This is a genomic window from Nocardia sp. CY41 (assembly GCF_009829325.1).
GTDB lineage: Bacteria > Actinomycetota > Actinomycetes > Mycobacteriales > Mycobacteriaceae > Nocardia.
Window position 1 is genome coordinate 1 of the sequence record NZ_VUOS01000019.1, and the last position, 18,543, is coordinate 18,543.

Below are 18,543 nucleotides of genomic sequence, written 5' to 3' on the forward strand. Positions count from 1 at the left end.
CGGCCCCGGCGTGCCTGGTGCCCGGACCGGCAGTAGCGGTTCGATCACTGTCCACAACTCGTCTTCCACGATCCACGGGGCCGCCACGACGAAACATACTGCACCGCAACGAGAATCACCGCCACTCTACAGAACCTGTTAGGAGCTCTTAACCATGTCTTCAGCCTGACGCATCTTGTGCTCGACCCGCCTCGCCGCCGCAGCAGTCATCAAGGAAGGCTGGGTTCCCGGATCAGGGTTCTGCCTCTGAGATCCGGCAAACGGCGTCGGCAGGCATGCGCGAACCCTGGCCTGAGCTTAGTCCCACCCATTTCGGCACCTGCCCGTGCTACAAATCCTAGCGGCGCATTAGCTCCCGAGTCGCCGTTGTCGCGGCACGGGCCCCAGCGCATGTCCACCCTCATCCCTACAACTACGGATGAGAGGTATTGCTCGAATTGGTTGACTTGGAGCAACGTGGGACCGGAAGGAAACCCCCAAGGTACCCGCCCCGGCAACGGCGTCGGCCGGTCGGCAAGGAGGTCGACCATATAGGCGGCCCTTCGCATCCCAAGCACATCGAATCGAGGCCGGCAGTCACACCATCTCCGTCCGGTCGCAGACGCGGTGGTATCCCCTTTGCGTGAGGTGTCCGGTGTGCACCTCCCTCGACAGCAGGGGTGCTTCGCGGGGTCCAGGGGCGGGAAGCGGCCGTACAGCTTGTGCTGAATTGACCAACCCATCGCTATGCTCTGCAGAGTTGGGAGAACCAACTTATGAACATCAACTACTTCAACGGGCTCGATCTGGTCGTAGTATTCGACGTGCGCAATGTCGAAGCCCACTTGACCGGCGCTATCGAGGACTGCGTGGCGCGTGTGCCACGGTATCTGGACCGGCATTAGTTGTCCGGCGCGTCGCGCCATCGGGATCAGTCGCACAGCCGTTCCCGAAGACCTGGCAGCTCCGCAAACGCCATTAACCGCCACCGCGGTTGTCGAGTTGCTGCGCCCGCAGGCCCGCGTGTGACGTCAAGGCATCTCCGGCGCTCGTGGCAGCGCTGCGTCGGCGTGCTGCAACGCGTCTTGCGCGGGATCTGTACAGGGCCGTCAACCTACTCGGTATACCTGCCGTCAGCGAGGTGCGTCGTGACGGTTCAGTGCAGTTGCCACGCCGCCCCGGGACGAAACGCCCAATTTGGTGAAGACCCGTGCGAGATGCTTCTCGACAGTCTTTGGGCTGACGAATAGCTCTGCCGCGATCTCACGATTCGTGTAGCCCTGAGCGACACGGTTTGCGATGTCGCGTTCACGTTTCGTCAACATCGGCGAATCCATCGGTGCGTCGCCGGGCGGCTGTCGTCGCACGCGCCGACCGAGTATCCGCAGTTCCTTCGCACATTCGTCCCGCAACCGTTCGGCCCCAGCGTCTTGGAAAATCGCGTAAGCGATTTCAAGTTCACGTATCGCCGCCACACCTGCACCGGCCAAGCGGAGACTTCGGCCCTCTAGGAGCCGGGAGCGGGCGGCCCAGATTGCCATCTCTACAGTCTCGAAGCGTTCGACTGCATTGTGAGCTGACGCCGCGGCTGCCGTAAAATCCCCCGCCGCGAGATTGACACGAGCGCGGGCGTAGCAAGCGTTTCCTTGGCGGGAAGGCCCCACCGCAGTCGCCTCCATGCCCTGGGTCAGTGCCTCGGCTTCATCCATCCGGCCTACGGACAAATCTACCGTTATCAGCGCCTGGTGCCAAAACGGGCCCGCGGTCGGAGGAAGACCGCCGAGCTGGGGTCTGCCGAGTGACAGGATCTCGTGACGACCTCGTTCCAGCTCGCCGGATTCAATCAGGGCTTCGCCGTAGCACGCGTGCGCCAACCACGAGAAAAGCGCATCCGGCTGGCGATTGGCGGAGCGTACTGCGGCGCGGCCAGCGGCTAACGCCGCGGACAGGTCACCGCGCAAGGTCTCGACCCAGCACCGTAGCGTCTCTGCCGTCGATAGCAATTGATCGTTGTCTAGCAACAACGCAGTTTCGATAGCGGTTTCGACCGCCGTCCTAGCCTCTGGCAGCTGGCCGAGGAACAGCTTGGCTGCCGCCGCACCGATGGTGAACCGGCCGAACGCGTACCCGTGCCCTGTGGTGCGGCTGATATACAGTCCGCGTTCGGCGTGGCGATCGGCCGTGCGGAAGCGATCGTTGGTCATTTCCGCGTAGACGAGATCGGCGAGTGCTTCGAGCAACGCCGGGGGTAGGTCGACGTCACGCCTATCCATACCGTCAGCGGCGAGGTCGATCAGTTCATTAGCCTCAGTCAGGCTGCCTTGGTAGCTGGTCAACCAGGCGAGAGTGGCGGTCGAGGCGAGCAGCAAAGCTGGATCACCGAGGACGTGTGCCTGTTCGCGTGCGTGCGCTGTGGTCTCGACAGCTCGCTCCCACTCGTGCATCATCAAGTGATTTTGCGCTAGGTCCAGACGCAAGGCTACGGCGTCGGCGCTGCCAGGGATTGCCTGCTCGAGTGCCGTTGTAATGAGACGCCGGGCCTCCTCGGCCCGTCCGAGACCGTGATCTGCGCGGGCTATCATTCCAATGATTCGAACTCGATCGCCGGGTGCATCGGCTGGTATAAGCTCCAATGCTCGCTCTAGTGTCACGCGACTCTCTCGCAGATTACCTGACGAGGCGAGAGCTCCCGCCAACGAAACCATGAGTGATAGCCGCCGATCAGACCGGCTCGCTTCGGGCAGCAGCCGCAGGGCTGCTTCGAACAACCCAGCAGCTGCTGCGGGGGCGCGGGCCGCCACCGTGTGTCCAGCCGCGCTCAAAGTTGCGACCGCCTCGTCGTCCCCGACGGTGGCCGAGCGTTCGACGTGGTGTGCTCGCGTGCCGAGCGAAGCCCCGCGCTGCGTGAGTGCGCGTGCTGCCCGCTTATGGGCATCGAACCGCCAGCAGGGCATCGTGGTGTCGTATACCACTCGACGCACGAGCGGATGCCGGAACCGAAAAGACCCCGCTACATCGAGTGCCCGAACGAGGTCGGCAGCTGCGAGCGCGTCGAGGCACTTCAGCACCCGCCCTTTGTCGTTAGCCGCGATCTCGCCTATAAGGTCTACATCGAACGGATCGCCAGCCACCGCGGCGGCTTGCAGGACTCTGAGTGTATCCTCTGGCAACACTGCTAGCTCTCGGGCGAGAGTCGCGCGCAATGCCGTGGAGATATTGCTCTCACGTTCCTTGCCCACGCCAGGTGAATGAGGATAAGAGGCCGGATCGTTACGTGCCATCCGAGACAATTGCTCTAAATAGAATGGATTTCCGCTGCTCTCGGCGTACAGGTGTCGGACGAGAGGCGAGTCTGGTCTTTGACTGAGCAAGTCGGCCGCTTCGTGGATAGTAAGTGGTGCGAGCTCGAATTCCTGCAGAAGACCATCGCGTATGGCTTGCTCCACTGCGCCGAGTAGTAAGCTAGGCGTCTGTCGTGGCCGGTACGCAAGTGCTAGAACCATGCCAGGGACGGCCCGTCGCAACAAGTAGCTAATCAGCTCGACCGATGCCGGATCGGCCCAGTGTGCGTCATCAAGCGCCAGTAGCAGTGGGCGGCTGCGGCATAGACGCTCGAATGTGGCGCGCACCGCGCGGTAGAATTCGAAACGCTCCACCTGCAATCGGCTTGCAAGTTGGCCGCCGCGTCCCGCGAGTGACGGCAACACGGCGGCTAGTTCAGACACCCGATCCGGGCCGAGGGCTTCGACGACCTCGGCGTCCAGAACGCCGAATCGCTCATCAAGAGCCTCGACTACCAAGCCGTAGGGGACTTCCCGCTCGAACTCTGAGCCACGCCCGGTCAATACCTGGAAACCCATGTCCGCAGCATGCTTGCACACCTCGTCGAGTAGGCGCGTCTTACCGATGCCGGGTTCCCCCAACACTGCCACAGCGCCAACGGAGTTCGCAGCAGCTGCGGCGAGCAGTTGCTGCATGCACAACAGTTCCGATGCTCTGCCTACCAGCTTCTCGCTCGGGTTTGTACCGGTGGAACTCAGCTCCATCTCGTATCCCAAGCGACGAAGTCATTCGGTGAGCCTGTGGTCGGCCCCGTCATCATGCTCATTGCTCTTCGAGCATACCGCTGTGCGAAGTCAACAGCATGGACGGCTGTCGCTGGAGCTCCGAAATCCCTATCCGAACGCTGCGCGCCAGCCCGGCGGCAGCTGACTGACGAGCACTCGACCGCAGGCACAGCAATCGGCGGTGCACCAATCTATGCCGAGAGCAGGGATGATTCGTTTACGCTAACCGCCGGGGCTGGACAGATCTATCGATCATGACCGGATGCACCGGGACAGGGTGTGACCGAGAGTTCGAATCGTCCGTTGAGTTCGAGTCGTCCGTTTGAAGCGTGGGAGAAGATGGGGAGACCGCGGACTATCGCCCAACGTGACATGTCCTGCGGCGCGGAGACACTTGGTTGAGCGGCGCGCCTGGACGCCTTGAGATCAGACCAGGTGAGACTTCGACGCCGACACCAGTCGAGACGATCGTGCGGATCGAACAACTGCCATGTGCACGCAAACGGTCGGCACGACGCATCGCCACCGACCTGTGGGCCGCGGGCATGACGATCTCGGTACGCACAGTCAGTCGCCACCTGCACCGGCTGGGACTGAACCGGCGGCGGTTTCTCGCCCCCGCCCGGCGCATCGAACCGGGCACCGCGTCGCATCATCCCCCACCGTCCCGGCCACATGGTGCACGTCGACGTTAAGAAGGTCGGCCGTATCCCCGACGGCGGCGGCTGGCGGGTGCATGGCAATGGCTCCGATCGGGACAAAGCTGTCGCCCGCACATAGAAGCGAGGCACACGCACTGGCTACCTGTTCCTGCACACCGCGGTTGACGGCTACTCCAGGCTGGCCTACACCGAAGCCTTGCCGGTCGAGAAAGCCCTCACCGCGATCGGTTCGTTTTCCGGCGCGAGCGTTCTTCGCCGCTCACGGCATCCACATACAGCGGATCGTCACCGATAACGGCGCCTGCTACCGGGCGACCGATTTCTCGAAGGTGCTGCTCGGCGCTCGCCACCAGCGCATCAACCCCTACACCACACGGCAAGGTCAAGCGCTATCACCGGATCCTGGCCGAGGAATTCCTTTACGCCCGTGAATGGGCCAGCGAAACCCAGCGCACCGACGCGCTCGGGATCTGGAACATCCACTACAACGACCATCGACCACACACCGCCGCCGAAAACCAGCCACCAGCCAGCCGCCTTCATACCGGCGTCACCAACGTCCCGGCTCATACAGCTAGAGGTGACTGTGAGTGGGTTGCCGGCTCTGAACTGCTCGTGCGGACTGCGGAACGAGAGGTGGCGACCGCGTCATGGCACCTGAACGGCCAGTGGTCCGCCGGGGCGGTTGTGTGAAGCTATGGCTAATGGCCACGACTGTCCGCGCACCTTCAGGGACCGCGCCGTAGCCGATGCCCTCTCGCGCAAATAGGGGAGCACGGTAGGGCTTTCCCCATGCCAGTGCCGTCAGTGCTGTGACACGGTGACTGTAAACCACCGTGGACATCTGTGTTGGGACGCTGAACTGGCACACTCGGCATGTGTAGGCGAAGCTGACACGGACGGATATACCCGAGGCGGCTCGCCTTGTTCCAAGCTCAGGACTGGGCACTGGCGACCGTGCGCCAGGCGGGCGTCTCGGCTCCCCCTGTCTATGCCCCGTTGTGCAATATCGACGTCTACACGTCCTCACCGGCGGGCGCCGCTGGACGCCGGACCGGATCGAGCGGTGATGAAAAGAGGTCCTCATCCAGGTGAGCTCCTCGGTCGACCGCCGAGGGGACATGATGATCGAACGATCCGGATGAATCGGTCCGGCTGATTTCCGGCGGGGAAGAAGCGCACCGTCGCGCCGCCGCGATCCAGCGAGCTGCTCAAGACTCCTCGAGGTCCGGCGTCGGTGCGATCTTCGCACCGGCCGACAGCAGTCGCCGTGCCAGCGCGCGACTGCGCGGCCCGAGTTCGGGAGGTTCGAGTATCTCGAAGTCGTGCCCCAGCAGCACCATGTGCATGAGCACGAAGTCGAGGCTGTCGGCGGCGCCGCTGAGGACCTCGCATCGGTCGCCGCCTCGCGGTCGTACGACGGCGGCCGAGGCGGGGATCTGCGCGCGCACCGTGTCGGCGGAAGCGTGCACCAGGAAGCGGGCCCGGTTCGGATAGACCCGGCTCGCCACACCCTCCTGCACATACGCCGCCGCCTCGGGCGCCGCGCGTGGGCGGAAGCGCCACGTCCGGGCCGACACGTCGGTCATCCGGTCGACACGGAAGCTGCGCCAATCGTCGCGATCGAGGTCGAAGGCCAGCAGATACCAGCGCCGGTCGGAGGCGACCAGACGGTAGGGCTCGACTCGCCGCGGTCGCACCGTGCTCCCCGCGGGGTAGCCGAAGCCGGCCTCGACCTCGTCGCGGCAGGCTCTGGCCAGCGTCATGAGGACATCGGGATCGACCGGGGTGCGTCCTGCGCCGAAGGACTCCACCGCGCCGGAGAGGGCATGCACTTCGTGTCGCAACCGGATGGGCAGTACCCGGTCCAGTTTGGCCAGCGCCCGGAGTGCGGCGTCGCCCGCGCCCGCGACGGCACCACCCGCGCCAACCAGCAGCGAGACCGCGGTGACGATCGCTTCCTCGTCGTCGAGCAGCAGGGGCGGCAGGTCCTGCCCGGGGCCGAGGTGGTAGCCGCCGCCGACGCCTTGGCAGGCGTGCACGGGATAACCGAGCGTGCGCAGGCGCTCGACATCACGGCGTACGGTGCGCGCGGTGACCCCGAGCCGTTCGGCGAGTTCGGGACCGGTCCAGACCTGGCGTTGCTGGAGCAGCCCGAGCAGGGTGAGCACCCGTTCGGTGGTGCCCCGCTCCTCTCCGCTCGCCGCGCCCATATCGTCAGCCTGCCAGAAATAGCGGACCGATTCTGTCCGCTGGGTATGTCAGGGTGACGGCATGAACACAGACCAGCCCGACTGGAACAGGACGCTGCGCGAGCAGTGGGAGGCGCACTGGAACCGTCAGTTGCGGGACCGGCTGCGCGGCCTCACCGACGACGAGTACTTCTGGGAGCCCGTGCCGGACACATGGAGCGTGCGGCCGCGCGGCAGCTCGATGGCGCAGATGCAGGGCGGGTCGGGGAATTTCACGATCGATTACGCCTTCCCGACGCCGGTGCCCGCGCCGTTCACCACGATCGCCTGGCGGCTCGGTCACGTCATCGTCGGCGTGCTGGCCGTGCGCAACGCGGCCCACTTCGGCGGGCCCGCCGCGTCGTACGAGACCTGGGAATACGCCGGTGACGCGGCCACCGCGCTGGAACAGCTCGAGGGGCAGCTCGACGCCTGGCTGGCCGGAGTGCGCGGGCTCGGCGAGGACGGACTCCACGTCCCGATCGGACCGAAGGAGCCCTTCCCCGAGGCGCCGATGGCCGATCTGGTGCTGCACATCCACCGTGAACTGATCCACCACCTGTCCGAGGTCTGTCTGCTGCGCGATCTCTACCTGCACACCAGGGGCCCGCAGTAGACCCATACGAATTTCGGCTGCTCGGATCGCAGGGGTATCGCTCGGTTCAGCGGTCCGCTGCCCGATGGACGCTGCTCTGGGATGCCACGATGCGCACGAGATCGCCCAGCGCGATCTCCACGTCGGTCAAGTGCAGACCCCACGTGGCATCCGGGATCGGATACAGCTGCGGGCTGCCCGGTTCCGGCGTCGCCATCAGTGCCGACGCGCCGCCGTCGCGCACGCATCGGAGCCGGTACTGCTCGGCGGGGATCAGCCATGGGGTCGGGGCGGCGACGGCGGACGGCCCTTGGCGCAGAGCCACTTCGACGCCGAGCGGGCTGGGCACCGGGCCGGTACGGAGTACGGTCGCCGCGACGCGCGCTTCGTTGTGGTCCAGCGAAGCAGGGTTGGTGCAGGCGATCTCGTAGTCCGGACCGTACGGCCGCGGCAGCGGTTCGGGGGTCGCCGGGTTGCGGCCGAATCGGCTGTCCGGCGGCGGGGTCGCGCCGAAAGTTTGCCACGCGAGCACGCACCGCGTCTGCAGCTCGCTGCGGCACAGCGGCAGATACCGGAAGTCGCCGCCGACGTCGCCGTCCCTGGGCACCACCACATTGCCGCCGAGCAGGATCGCCGACAGGATCCGGTCGCGCACCGCCTGCTGCGGCTCGATCTCCTCCCGGATCAATTGGCGCAGCATGCGCGCACCCTGCGAATGCCCGATCAGCACGACCGGCCTTCCGCTCTCGCGCTCCGCGAGGAACTGACGCCACGCCCGCAGCACGTCCCCGTAGGCGATCCGCGCCATCTCGGCGCGCTGCTCGGGGGTGTAGATCCGCTCGGCCGCCAACGCGGTCAGGGTCCGCTGCCGATACACCGGCGCGAAGACCTGACACACTTGCGAGAATCGGGCGGCCTGTTGTTCCGCGACGGCCCGCACTTCCGGCGTCACCGCGGTGCCGGAGTTGGGTGTCGGCTCCAAGGATGCCGTCGGGTAGACATAGAAGCAGTCCACGCCGGAATCTGTGGGGACAGCGGGATCTTCGCGCGCATCGGGTTGCCCGGTCCGCCGCACTGTCGTCGCCGAGCTCCCTCGGCACGGATCATCGGCTCGATCCGGCCGGCACAACCAGACGACGCCGGCGTCGTCGAGCGGGTCCGCCGCCGCGCTCACCGATGAGCCCGCCGACAGCCCGATTCCGCACACGACAGCCGCAATCGTCCGTGCCCACCGACTTTTCCGCATCGCGCATACCTCACTGCTTCCGCACCCGGCCACCGGTGCCGAACCGGAAACGCTCGCCTGGGCTGGCGTCAGCCTAGCGGCCATCGCACGGACCGGGGCCTCGATCGTGGGTCTGCGTCACATCCCGCGGCGAACGGCACCAGTCAGCGCTGCACGAGTCGGGCCAGGCGATCCCACGAGATATACGCGAGAATGGCCGTCAACATGACGAAGTGAACACCTCGGCCCGATGGGTCGATCTCCTGCTCATATCGCGTGGTACAGAGTGTCTTCGTCTGCAAGTCTTCCATTCTCGTGAGAATAGTGACTAACATATTGCTCGGATCCCCTCGGCTGACCCGTGCGGCTGGGCGCCTGCCCGGCGCGGGCGCCGCTCGGTAAGCGGCGGCGCGTGGATCGAAGCGAAAGGATGCATCGACGCATGCTCAAGAGACTCGACCGAATACTCGGTTATGAGATGAAGGTCTCCGAGTTCCTCGGCACCCTCGTCATCATCGGCGTTCCCTACGGGCTGGCCGGGGTGGTCTGGACCCTCACGCACACCAGTCATCTGCGCGACATGCACGGCATCGATCTGGTGATCTCGTTCCTGGGATCGATCGTGTGCTGGCCGGTGCTCACCTTCTCGAATGTGTGCATGACCTGATGATGGCTCTGGTGTGGCTCATCGACGTTCTCGTGATCGTGGTCAAGATCCTCGGTGGGCAGATGAAAGTGAATCCCGTTCTTCGCGCCGGGTTGTGGGTGGCTGTGCTGAGTCTGTTCCTGGCCGGCTGTGCGGTGCTCGTCGCGCTCGTGGTGTTGCTGCAACGGTGGCTGGAAGCTCTCGCCTAACCGTCTCGCGACACGTTCATCAAATTTGGAATGAAGAGTTACATACCTACAGCATGAGCTCGATTGTCAAGCGGTGTCGACCTGCCTACTGACTCATATGTGCACTTCGCAAGGGTAATCCGGTGGGATCGTTGGGCTCGAGGCGAGGCTCGCCGCTTTGCTTTACGGAAGTAATTGTCAATCACTTGTCGCTTGTATGACGTCTGTGAGGTGTGCAACACTGCACACGCTCCGCGCCATCGAAGGGGCAGCCGCCGGCGCGGCGGACGAGAAATCGAAAGGAACGGCCACCAGTGACTGCCTCGCTGCGAACGCCGGCCGACAAGCAACCGCCACCGGAACCGGGCGAAGTCGAGAAGATGATCGCCGGCGCTTCGGGTTGTGGCGGCGCCACCCCCAGCGCTCACTGGAAACCCTCGGCCGGCAGGTCACTTTGGGCCGCGAAGCGATCATCCAACTCTTCGTCTCGCTGGTGCGGGGGCGCTTTCCCTACCAGGAGTTCATCAAACAGTGCGCGTTCATGGCGAACGTGTCGGCAGCGCCGACCGTGTTCGTGGCCATTCCGATCGCCGTCGTGGTCTCCATTCAGGTCGGCGCTCTGGTGAACCAAGTGGGCGCGACGACATTCATCGGCGCGGTGGCGGGATTGGGCATCATCCGCCAGGGCGCGCCCTTGGTGTCGGCGTTGATGGTGGCCGGTGCGGTCGGGTCGGCGATCTGCGCCGATCTGGGATCGCGGACCATCCGGGAAGAGATCGACGCGATGATGGTGATGGGCGTCGATCCGGTGCGCCGCCTGGTCGCGCCGCGGCTCGCGGCGGCGGCGCTGGTGAGCGTCTTGCTCTGCGGTTTCGTCGTCTTCGTCGGATTCGCGACCGCGTACATGTTCAACGTGTACGCGCAATCCGGGACGCCGGGCTCGTTCATCAGCTCGTTCGCCTCCTTCGCGGTGGCGAACGACCTGATCATCGCCTTGGTCAAGGCCGCGATCTTCGGCGTGCTCACCGCGGTGATCGCCTGTGACATCGGCTTGCACGCGCACGGTGGCCCTGGCGGTGTGGCGAACGCGGTCAACTCGGCGGTGGTCAGTTCCGCGCTGATGTTGTTCGCCACCAACATCATTCTCACCCAGCTGTACAACACCTTGTTCCCGGCGAAGGTGGTGTGAGGATGGCGAGCACCTACACACCTCCGGCGCTGAAGCCGCTGCGCAGTGTCGGAAAGACCGCGCTGGCGCCGGTGCACGCCAACCAGCGCCTGGGGCATCAGGCCATCACGTTCTTCCAGGCTCTCGGCGCCATCCCGTTCGTGCTGCGGCATTACCGCCGTGAGGTGGCACGGTTGACGGCCGACGTCGGCTGGGGCAACGGCTCGCTCATCGTCGGCGGCGGCACCATCGGCGTCGTCGTCATCTTGTGCGCGTTCGGCGGCATCATCGTCGGGATGGAGTCGTTCACGGCGCTGAACCTCCTCACGATGTCTCCGCTCACCGGCGCGATCTCCGGATTCGCCACCACCAGGGAACTCGCGCCGATCCTGGCGACTTTGGCATTCGCGATCCAGGCGGGTTGCCGGTTCACCGCGCAACTGGGCGCGATGCGGATCTCCGAGGAGATCGACGCACTGGAGTCCATCGCCATCCGCCCGCTTCCGTACCTGATCAGCACGCGCATGATCGCCTCGACCCTGACGATCATCCCGCTGTACAGCATCGGCCTCGCCACCGCCTATCTGACCACCAAGATCACGGTGCTGTTCCTGGGCGGAACGGCGGCAGGCACCTACGACCACTACTTCTTCCAGTTCCTGATCGGCACGGACGTCTTCTTCTCTTTGCTCAAAGTCGTGGTGTTCGTGATGCTCTCGACGTTCATCCAGTGCTACTACGGCTATGTCGCCACCGGTGGCCCGGAAGGCGTCGGAGTCGCGGCCGGGCGTGCCATCAAGATGGTGATCGTCGTGATGGTCTTCGCGAATCTCTTTCTGACCTTGAGCATCTGGGGCATCGATCCCGGATTCCGGATTTCGGGGTAGGGCCGACGATGATTCTGGACCCCAGTGGCCGTGGACCCAGCGCCAGGCAGTCGACCCTCGCCGGGCTGGCCGTGCTGACCACGATCGCGGTGCTGCTGTACCTGCTGGCGCTGCGCTACACCGGCTATTTCGAGGACAAGGTCCCGGTGACCGTCGTGCTCACCAGCACCGGTGACGGCTTGCCCGGACGGGCGGACGTCAAGTTCCGCGGCATGGTCGTGGGCTGGGTGGCCGCGGTGGACGTGGTCGCGCGCGGCGCCCGGCAGGAAGCGCACGTGGACTTGAGACCGGAGGTGGCTTCGACCATTCCGGTGAACGTGACCGCCCGGGTGATCCCGAACAATCTGTTCGGCGTCACCGCGATCGAACTCGTCGACAACGGGCCGGAACCGAAGACCCTACGCGCCGGTGCGACCATCCCGGAGGACACCGGAAGCGAGACGGTGGCGTTGCAGACCACATTGAACGTCCTGCGCAACGTGCTCGACAACATCCAGCCCGAGAAATTGGGCCGGGTGCTGGCCACCCTGGCGGCGGCGCTGGATCCCGCGGCCCGCGCGCCCGGCTCGACGGTGGAGCGCCTGGACGTCTGGCTGACGGAGATCCGGGGGACACCCGGTGTCGACACGCTGCTCGGCGATCTCGGGCGGGCCTCGATCGCGCTGAGCCAGTCGGCGCCGGAGCTGGTCGGGGTGCTGTCGGAGTCGGTGACCACGGCGCGCACCCTGGCCGAACGACGAGCGAAACTCATCGGTCTGCTGGCCACCGGGAACGCCACGGTCGATACGGTCAACGCCCTGTTCGCCCGCAATCCGGACGCGGGGAAGTTCCTCGTCGCCGGGCTGGACGATCTGTTCGGCGGTCTGGCCGCAGACCCGGAAGCCATCCCCTACACGGCCGCGAACCTGAACGTGGCGCTGCAACGGCTGGCCACTACGTTCCGCTACGGACCGGCCGAACAGATGGTGTGGAAGATGGACGTGTCGTTCACGCCGTTCCAGCAGTACACGGCGAAGGACTGCCCGCACTACGGCGATCAATACGGCCCCAGGTGCGGCGGCGCCACGGTGCCCGAGGTGGCTCCGGAGCAGAACTATCCGCCGCAACTGATGCCGAAGTGGCTCGACGCGGCAGGACCGCCGCCGGTACCGGCGGCGCCCGCCCCCCTCGGCGCGATGGGGCTGGTGCTTCCTGGGCTACCGGCGATTCCGGGTCTTCCCTTCATCCCGGGCCTGCCGGCCATCCCGGGCCTTGCGCCGACGCCGGACGCCGTCGCGCCGACGGAGCCCGGCACGCAGAACCCAGGCGCCGAGGTCCAGCCGATCGCGCTGCGCGGATCCGATGCCGTCGCGGCGATCGTGGGGACGAGACCCACCGTGGCGCAGTACCTGCTGTTGAGCCCGGTACTGGCGGGCGGATCGGTCACCGTGTCCGCCCACGACGAAGGGCGGGGCAAATGAAATCGGCCAAGGCGCTGGCGGGCTTCAGCTTCTTCGCGGTGGTGGCGGTCGCGCTCACCTTCACCATCTGGTCCACGCTGCAGCGGTCGGTCGACGGGGACACCCACCGCTATTCGGCGATCTTCTCCGACGTGCTGGGCCTGCGCGTCGGGGACGACGTGCGGATGGCGGGCGTGCGGGTCGGACGGGTGGATGAGATCGATTTCGCCGACGGCTACCAGGCCAGGGTCGATTTCCGGATCGATGAACGCCAGCATCTCACCACGACGACGAAGGCGCTGGTGCGCTACCAGAACCTGATCGGCCAGCGCTATATCGCCCTGGCGCCGGGCAAGGAGGCGGGCGCCGTCGTCGAAGCCGGTTCGCAGATCCCCCTGGAGCGCACCGAGCCGTCGTTCGACGTGTCCGCGTTGCTGTCCGGATTCGAACCGCTGTTCAGCGTGCTGCAGCCGGATCAGGTCAATTCGCTGTCGGAGACGTTGATCCAGGCGCTGCAGGGCAATCAGGTGTCCCTGCGCAGCCTCATCGTGCAAGCCTCCGAGCTCGCGGGCACCTTCGGGCAGCGCGACGAGATCCTGGGGGAGGTACTGGGCAATCTCAGCTCGGTGGTCAGCGGTCTGGCCCACCGCAGCGGCGAGCTGGAGACGTTGATCACGCAGGCCAGGGCGCTGGTGGAGGCCCTCTACTCGCAAGGAGAGAGCTTGAAGCACTCGGTCGACCGGGTGGCCGACACGACCGACTCGCTGACCCGGTTGATCATGCAGGTCAAGCCGGGCCTGGCGGGGGCGCAGCACGACGCCACCACGGGCGTCGCGTTGTTGCTGCTCAACGGCGCGTCCCTGGACCGGGCCGCGGTCGAACTGCCCGCCGTCCTCAACGGCGTCGCCCGCTTCACCAGCAACGGCGCCTACGGAAACGCGTACCTGTGCAGCCTCGACGTGTCGTTGTGGGGCGTGGTGTTGCCGCCGGGATTGTTCTCCCAGGTCGGCGGCAATTCGCACTCGGAGGTGTGCCGGTGATCGGGCGCCTTCCGACCCCGGGTTTCCTGCGGAATCGGTACCTGCGACTCGGCTTGATCGCGGCCGCCACGGTGGCGGCTCTGCTGATCGGATCGAGTGTCCTGACCCAGGCCCGTCTGGGCGACAAGACGATTCACGCCGAATTCGCCCAAGCTGCCGGTCTCCGTCCCGGCGCGACGGTGGACGTCTCCGGGATCGAAGTCGGCGAGGTGCACTCCGTGCGTCTCGAGGGCACCAAAGTCCTGGTGGACCTGAAGGTTCGGCGCGATCTTCGCTTGGGCGCGGACGCGCGCGCGGCGATCGAGATGTCGACGATCCTCGGCCGATTGCACGTAGACCTCCTCCCCGGCGACGGCAAGGGACTGCCGGGCAACCGCATCCGGCTGGAGAACACCTCGGTGCCGTACAACCTGAGCAAGGTCATCCAGGACCCGAAGTACAAGAACTCCTTCGAACGCATCGAACGCCTCGACCCGCAGAAACTGCGCCAAGCGCTGGATCTGGTCGATCAGCAGCTGGGGGATTCCCCGCAGCTGGCGGTCCAGGCGCTCGACAGCATCGGCGCGCTCGCCAAAGTGGTCACCGATCGCCGGGACGAGGTGGACGCGCTGCTGAAGAGCATGGACCAGGTATCCCAGCTCGTCGCCGACAATCAGAACAGCGTGCTGCTGTTGCTGACCCGCGGCGAAGCGATCGGCAACGCGGTGCGGCAGCGGCAGGATCTGCTGAAGCAGCTGCTCGACAATGTCGCGGCCCTGTCGCGACTGCTACAGGAGATGGGAGTGGAGAACAACGGTCAGCTCGCGCCGTTGATCCACGATCTGAACACCATGTCGGAGGGTTTGCAGAAGAACCGCGACAATCTGGACCGGCTCTACGAGAACATGCCGATCGCGTTGCGGCAGTTCAACAACGCCGTCGGCAACGGGCCGTACGGCGACGTGTGGGCGCCCTGGTTCTTCCCGGACAACTGGCTGTGTTTCGCCCGAGCCGTACAGGGGTGCAACTGATGAGAAAACGACGATTCGCGCAGGTCGGCGGCCTGATCGCGGCCGCGCTGGTCACCGCGAGCTGCGCGCTCGTGCCCGACAGCCTGACCGCGCTGCCGAGGCAGTACCTGGGCGAGCACATCCGCATCAGCGCCGATTTCGAGAACGTCGCTGGGCTCTACGCGGGCAACGAGGTCGCGGTACTGGGCGTCCCGGTCGGCCGGGTCGACACCGTGGCGGCGAAGGGCAGTTACGTCCAGGTCACCATGAGCTTGGAGAAGGGGACCGAGGTCCCGGCCGATGCGATCGCCGCCCTGGTGTCGCCGCAGCTGATCACCAACCGCCATGTCGAACTCGCCCCCGCCTACAGCGGCGACGGGCCCGTTTTCACCGACGGAATGCACATTCCGCTGTCCAGGACGCGGACACCGGTCGAATTCGACCGCATTCTGGAGAATTTCGACCAGCTCGGAGCCGCGCTCAAAGGCGACGACCAGAACGGGCCGATGGCCAGCCGGGTTCTGTTCCCGCTGCTGGACGGCAACGGCGACCGGTTGCGCGCGACATTGGACGCCTTGTCCTCGGCCTTCGAAGTGACTTTCGCCAACAAGGACCAGATCTCGAACACCATCGTCGAACTCAACGAGATCACCCAGATCATCGCCCAGAACGACCAGACGGTGCGCGATTTCAGCGGCCGCCTCACCGAACTGGTGCAGCTGATGGGTGACCAGGCGCCCGGCCTGCAAGCGGTGCTGCAGCAGCTGGACCAGTTCGTCACCAATACCGGCACGCTGGTCGGCGAGAACTCCGATCAGCTCGCGGGCGCGCTGGAGCGATTCACGACCATCACCGAACAGATGCGGGCCAACTCCCGCGGCCTCACCGAGATCGTCGACGTCGGGCCGCTGCTGTTCGAGAACCTGTCCAACGCCGTCAGCCGGGAACATCAAGCGCTGCGCCTGCACGCGCTCACCGACAAGGTCCTGCTCGACAACGAGGTCGTGTCGCAGTTCTGCGAACGCATCCAGATGCGCCTCGATGGTTGCCGCACCGGGAAACCGCAGGATTTCGGGCCCGACTTCGGTCTGACCGCGGCACTACTGGGGATCACGAAATGACCGGCAGGAAAGCGCTTCGGCGCACGACGGTGGCGGCCGCGCTGGTCGCGGCGATGAGCACCGCGACCGGCTGCAGTGTGACGGTGGCGAATCTGCCGATGCCGAAACCCGGCATCGGAGCCCCCGGCTACACCATCCGCGCGGCCTTCCGTGACGCGCTCAACCTGCCCGATCACGCGCACGTGAAGATCGGCGGCACCGATATCGGCGTCGTCACCGCGATCAGCACGACCAACTTCATCGCGGAAGTGGACATGCTGATCAGGGAAGACATCCAGTTGCCCCGGGGCACCACCGCGGAACTGCGCCAGGCGACGCCGCTGGGAGACATCTTCGTGGCGATGACCTTGCCCGCGACCGCACCGGGCGGCGAGAACCTGCGCGCGGGGGACGTCATCGACACCGAGCACACGTCGGCCGCCGCGTCCGTCGAGCAGCTGATGATGTCGGTCTCGATGCTGATCAACGGCGGCGGCATCAATCAGGCCGCGAAGATCACCTCCGAACTCGATTCGATGTTCGCCGGTCGCGCCCCGCAACTGGCACACCTGCTCAGCGAACTCACCCATGTCATCGCCGCGCTCAACCAGCGCACCGGCGACATCGACAACGTCCTGACCGGCCTCAACGTGCTGACCGGCGAATTGGCCCGGCGCAAAGCCGAACTCGGCGAGGCCGCGGACACCTTTCCGGCGTTGCTGGCGCTGTTGGCCGAGAACAACCAGTCCATCGTCGATCTGCTCGACAAGGTCTCGATCACGATGACCGCGCTCGGTGATTTCACCGAGACGACCGGGCCGCAGGCGGTCAGCCTGTTCGACAGCATCCAGCGGTTGATGGCCGGCTTCACCCGGATGGGCGACGACCTGGGCGGCACGTTGAACGGTCTGCACACCATCTATCCCGGGCTGATGGCGAGCCTGGACGGCCCCACCCTGGCCGTCGCGGCGACGGTGTCCTACCTCAGCGTCGGCGCCTTGACCGATCCCAGCGGCAGCAGGCCGCCCGAACTCGGCGACGTGCCCGCGTTCGTCGGCAGCTTGGCGCAGGTCATCGAGAAGGTGATCGGCCGGGTCACCAGTCCGCCCCAGCAACCGCAGCAACCCCAGCAGCAAGGAGGGGCCCGGTGAATCCTCCGCTGTGGCAATGGCTGGTGCGTCGCCGCGTCGCGGTCGCGAACTTCGGATCGGTCGTCGTGCTGATCGTCGGCGCGGCCTATCTCGGCGCCGAAGTCCTGCGCATCAATCCCTTGCCGAACGACTACTCGGTGACGGTGGAGCTCCAGTCCTCGGGCGGACTGTCGGCGGGCAACGACGTCACATTCCGGGGTACCCGGGTGGGCAAGGTCCGCGAAGTGAAGGTGGCGGGCAGCGGCGTCGTGGCCGTCGCCGAGATCGACTCGTCGGCGAAGATCCCGGTGGGCGGGACGGTCGCCGTGGGCAGGCTGTCGGCAGCGGGCGAGCAATATCTCGACTTCCGTCCGAGTTCCGACACCGGTCCCTACCTCACCGACGGGGCGCTGGTGGAACGGTCCCAGACCACCGTCCCGGTCACGGTGCAGTCGGTGCTGACCAACCTCAGCGGCTTCATCGGGGGCCTGAACCCGGACCGGTTGAACGTCATCATCGACGAACTGGACAAGGCGCTGGCCGGCGGCCCCGACCAGCTGCGGAACATGGTGTCCGGCATCAGCCGCGCCATGGCCGGGCTGAGCGACTTGCTTCCCCAGACACGGCAACTGATCGAGAACCTCGAAGTGATCGCGGAGACGACGTCGCACGCGCAGCCGGACCTCGCGACACTCACCCGCACCGGCGGGGTGTTGTTCGAGCAGCTGACCGCGGCGGACCAGGAACTCCGTCATCTCCTGGACGAAGGGCCGGTCCAACTCCGCACACTCGGCGGCTTCGTGTCCCGCACCGAAGACCCGCTGACCAACCTGGTCACGAACTTCGTCGCCATCACCAAGGCCGCCAAGCTGCGCGCACCGGCGATCGCGGCGCTGTTCCCAGCATTGCGGGTCGGGTCGCAGGCGCTGGGGATACCCGCCCACGACGATGCCTTCTACACACTGGTCGACATCTGGCCGCGGCCCACCTGTGAATACGACACCATCCCGCTGGTGCCTACGGACAAGATGACCGACACCAGGGTCCGGCTCTACAACTACTGCGTCACCAACGATCCTGCCCTGCAGGTGCGCGGTTCGGCGAATGCGCCGCGCCCCGACATCCCGGACAACGGGTCCACCCGACCGCCGGGCGTCGGTGGCGATGAGCTGTCTCGCCCGGCCCCCGGCAACTAGG

General features: G+C 65.8%; 16 protein-coding genes. 13 read left to right on the plus strand and 3 right to left on the minus strand.

All coding sequences use genetic code 11. From position 1 onward, the window contains the following. Nucleotides 1-755 precede the first annotated feature (755 nt). Complete coding sequence (locus GVY64_RS38740) at nt 756-884, plus strand: hypothetical protein (protein ID WP_268895655.1); 129 nt, start codon at nt 756-758, stop codon at nt 882-884. Nucleotides 885-1,112: 228 nt separating this feature from the next. On the opposite strand, the gene GVY64_RS38905 is transcribed toward GVY64_RS38740, so the two are convergent. Continuing rightward, entirely contained in the window at nt 1,113-4,025 is a 2,913-nt protein-coding gene (locus GVY64_RS38905) for a helix-turn-helix transcriptional regulator (protein WP_159843958.1), read from the minus strand. A 1,001-nt stretch (nt 4,026-5,026) separates the two neighbouring features. On the opposite strand from GVY64_RS38905, the gene GVY64_RS39145 reads away from it, so the two are divergent. Continuing rightward, nucleotides 5,027-5,401: an integrase core domain-containing protein gene (locus GVY64_RS39145; RefSeq protein ID WP_442939610.1), complete on the plus strand. Its 375-nt coding sequence runs from the start codon at nt 5,027-5,029 to the stop codon at nt 5,399-5,401. A gap of 518 nt (nt 5,402-5,919) precedes the next feature. Here the strand turns inward: GVY64_RS39145 and GVY64_RS20770 are convergent. Then, nucleotides 5,920-6,921, minus strand: coding sequence for a helix-turn-helix transcriptional regulator (locus tag GVY64_RS20770; RefSeq protein WP_159843960.1), 1,002 nt, complete (start codon nt 6,919-6,921; stop codon nt 5,920-5,922). Between the two features lie 61 nt (nt 6,922-6,982). Between GVY64_RS20770 and GVY64_RS20775 the strand changes: the two genes are divergently transcribed. Beyond that, the gene (locus GVY64_RS20775; protein ID WP_159843963.1) at nt 6,983-7,555 is read left to right on the plus strand and encodes a DinB family protein; all 573 of its coding nucleotides are present in this window, start codon (nt 6,983-6,985) and stop codon (nt 7,553-7,555) included. A gap of 46 nt (nt 7,556-7,601) precedes the next feature. Here the strand turns inward: GVY64_RS20775 and GVY64_RS20780 are convergent, their stop codons facing one another. After that, the gene (locus tag GVY64_RS20780) at nt 7,602-8,549 is read right to left on the minus strand and encodes a DUF3089 domain-containing protein (protein ID WP_159843965.1); all 948 of its coding nucleotides are present in this window, start codon (nt 8,547-8,549) and stop codon (nt 7,602-7,604) included. A gap of 652 nt (nt 8,550-9,201) precedes the next feature. Here GVY64_RS20780 and GVY64_RS20785 point away from each other — a divergent pair. The 10 genes from GVY64_RS20785 (at nt 9,202) to GVY64_RS20830 (ending at nt 18,542) form a co-directional block, all read left to right on the plus strand. Beyond that, nucleotides 9,202-9,426, plus strand: a complete 225-nt coding sequence (locus GVY64_RS20785; protein WP_159843967.1) for a hypothetical protein — start codon at nt 9,202-9,204, stop codon at nt 9,424-9,426. Continuing rightward, on the plus strand, nt 9,426-9,614 hold the full coding sequence (locus GVY64_RS20790; RefSeq protein ID WP_159843969.1) for a hypothetical protein: 189 nt from the start codon (nt 9,426-9,428) through the stop codon (nt 9,612-9,614). Before GVY64_RS20785 ends, GVY64_RS20790 begins: the two co-directional genes overlap by 1 nt. A gap of 196 nt (nt 9,615-9,810) precedes the next feature. Then, a complete protein-coding gene (locus tag GVY64_RS20795; RefSeq protein WP_159843971.1) occupies nt 9,811-10,782 on the plus strand; it encodes an ABC transporter permease in 972 nt (323 codons plus the stop codon). Nucleotides 10,783-10,784: 2 nt separating this feature from the next. After that, nucleotides 10,785-11,648: an ABC transporter permease gene (locus GVY64_RS20800; RefSeq protein WP_159843974.1), complete on the plus strand. Its 864-nt coding sequence runs from the start codon at nt 10,785-10,787 to the stop codon at nt 11,646-11,648. Nucleotides 11,649-11,656: 8 nt separating this feature from the next. Next, on the plus strand, nt 11,657-13,108 hold the full coding sequence (locus GVY64_RS20805) for an MlaD family protein (RefSeq protein ID WP_159843976.1): 1,452 nt from the start codon (nt 11,657-11,659) through the stop codon (nt 13,106-13,108). After that, a complete protein-coding gene (locus tag GVY64_RS20810) occupies nt 13,105-14,127 on the plus strand; it encodes an MlaD family protein (protein WP_159843978.1) in 1,023 nt (340 codons plus the stop codon). The genes GVY64_RS20805 and GVY64_RS20810 overlap by 4 nt, the downstream gene beginning before the upstream one ends. Beyond that, on the plus strand, nt 14,118-15,137 hold the full coding sequence (locus GVY64_RS20815) for an MlaD family protein (RefSeq protein WP_159843980.1): 1,020 nt from the start codon (nt 14,118-14,120) through the stop codon (nt 15,135-15,137). Before GVY64_RS20810 ends, GVY64_RS20815 begins: the two co-directional genes overlap by 10 nt. Further along, entirely contained in the window at nt 15,137-16,237 is a 1,101-nt protein-coding gene (locus GVY64_RS20820; protein WP_159843982.1) for an MCE family protein, read from the plus strand. The genes GVY64_RS20815 and GVY64_RS20820 overlap by 1 nt, the downstream gene beginning before the upstream one ends. Continuing rightward, complete coding sequence (locus tag GVY64_RS20825) at nt 16,234-17,367, plus strand: MCE family protein (RefSeq protein WP_159843985.1); 1,134 nt, start codon at nt 16,234-16,236, stop codon at nt 17,365-17,367. Before GVY64_RS20820 ends, GVY64_RS20825 begins: the two co-directional genes overlap by 4 nt. Continuing rightward, on the plus strand, nt 17,364-18,542 hold the full coding sequence (locus tag GVY64_RS20830; RefSeq protein ID WP_159843987.1) for an MCE family protein: 1,179 nt from the start codon (nt 17,364-17,366) through the stop codon (nt 18,540-18,542). Before GVY64_RS20825 ends, GVY64_RS20830 begins: the two co-directional genes overlap by 4 nt. The last annotated feature ends 1 nt before the right edge of the window (nt 18,543 follow it).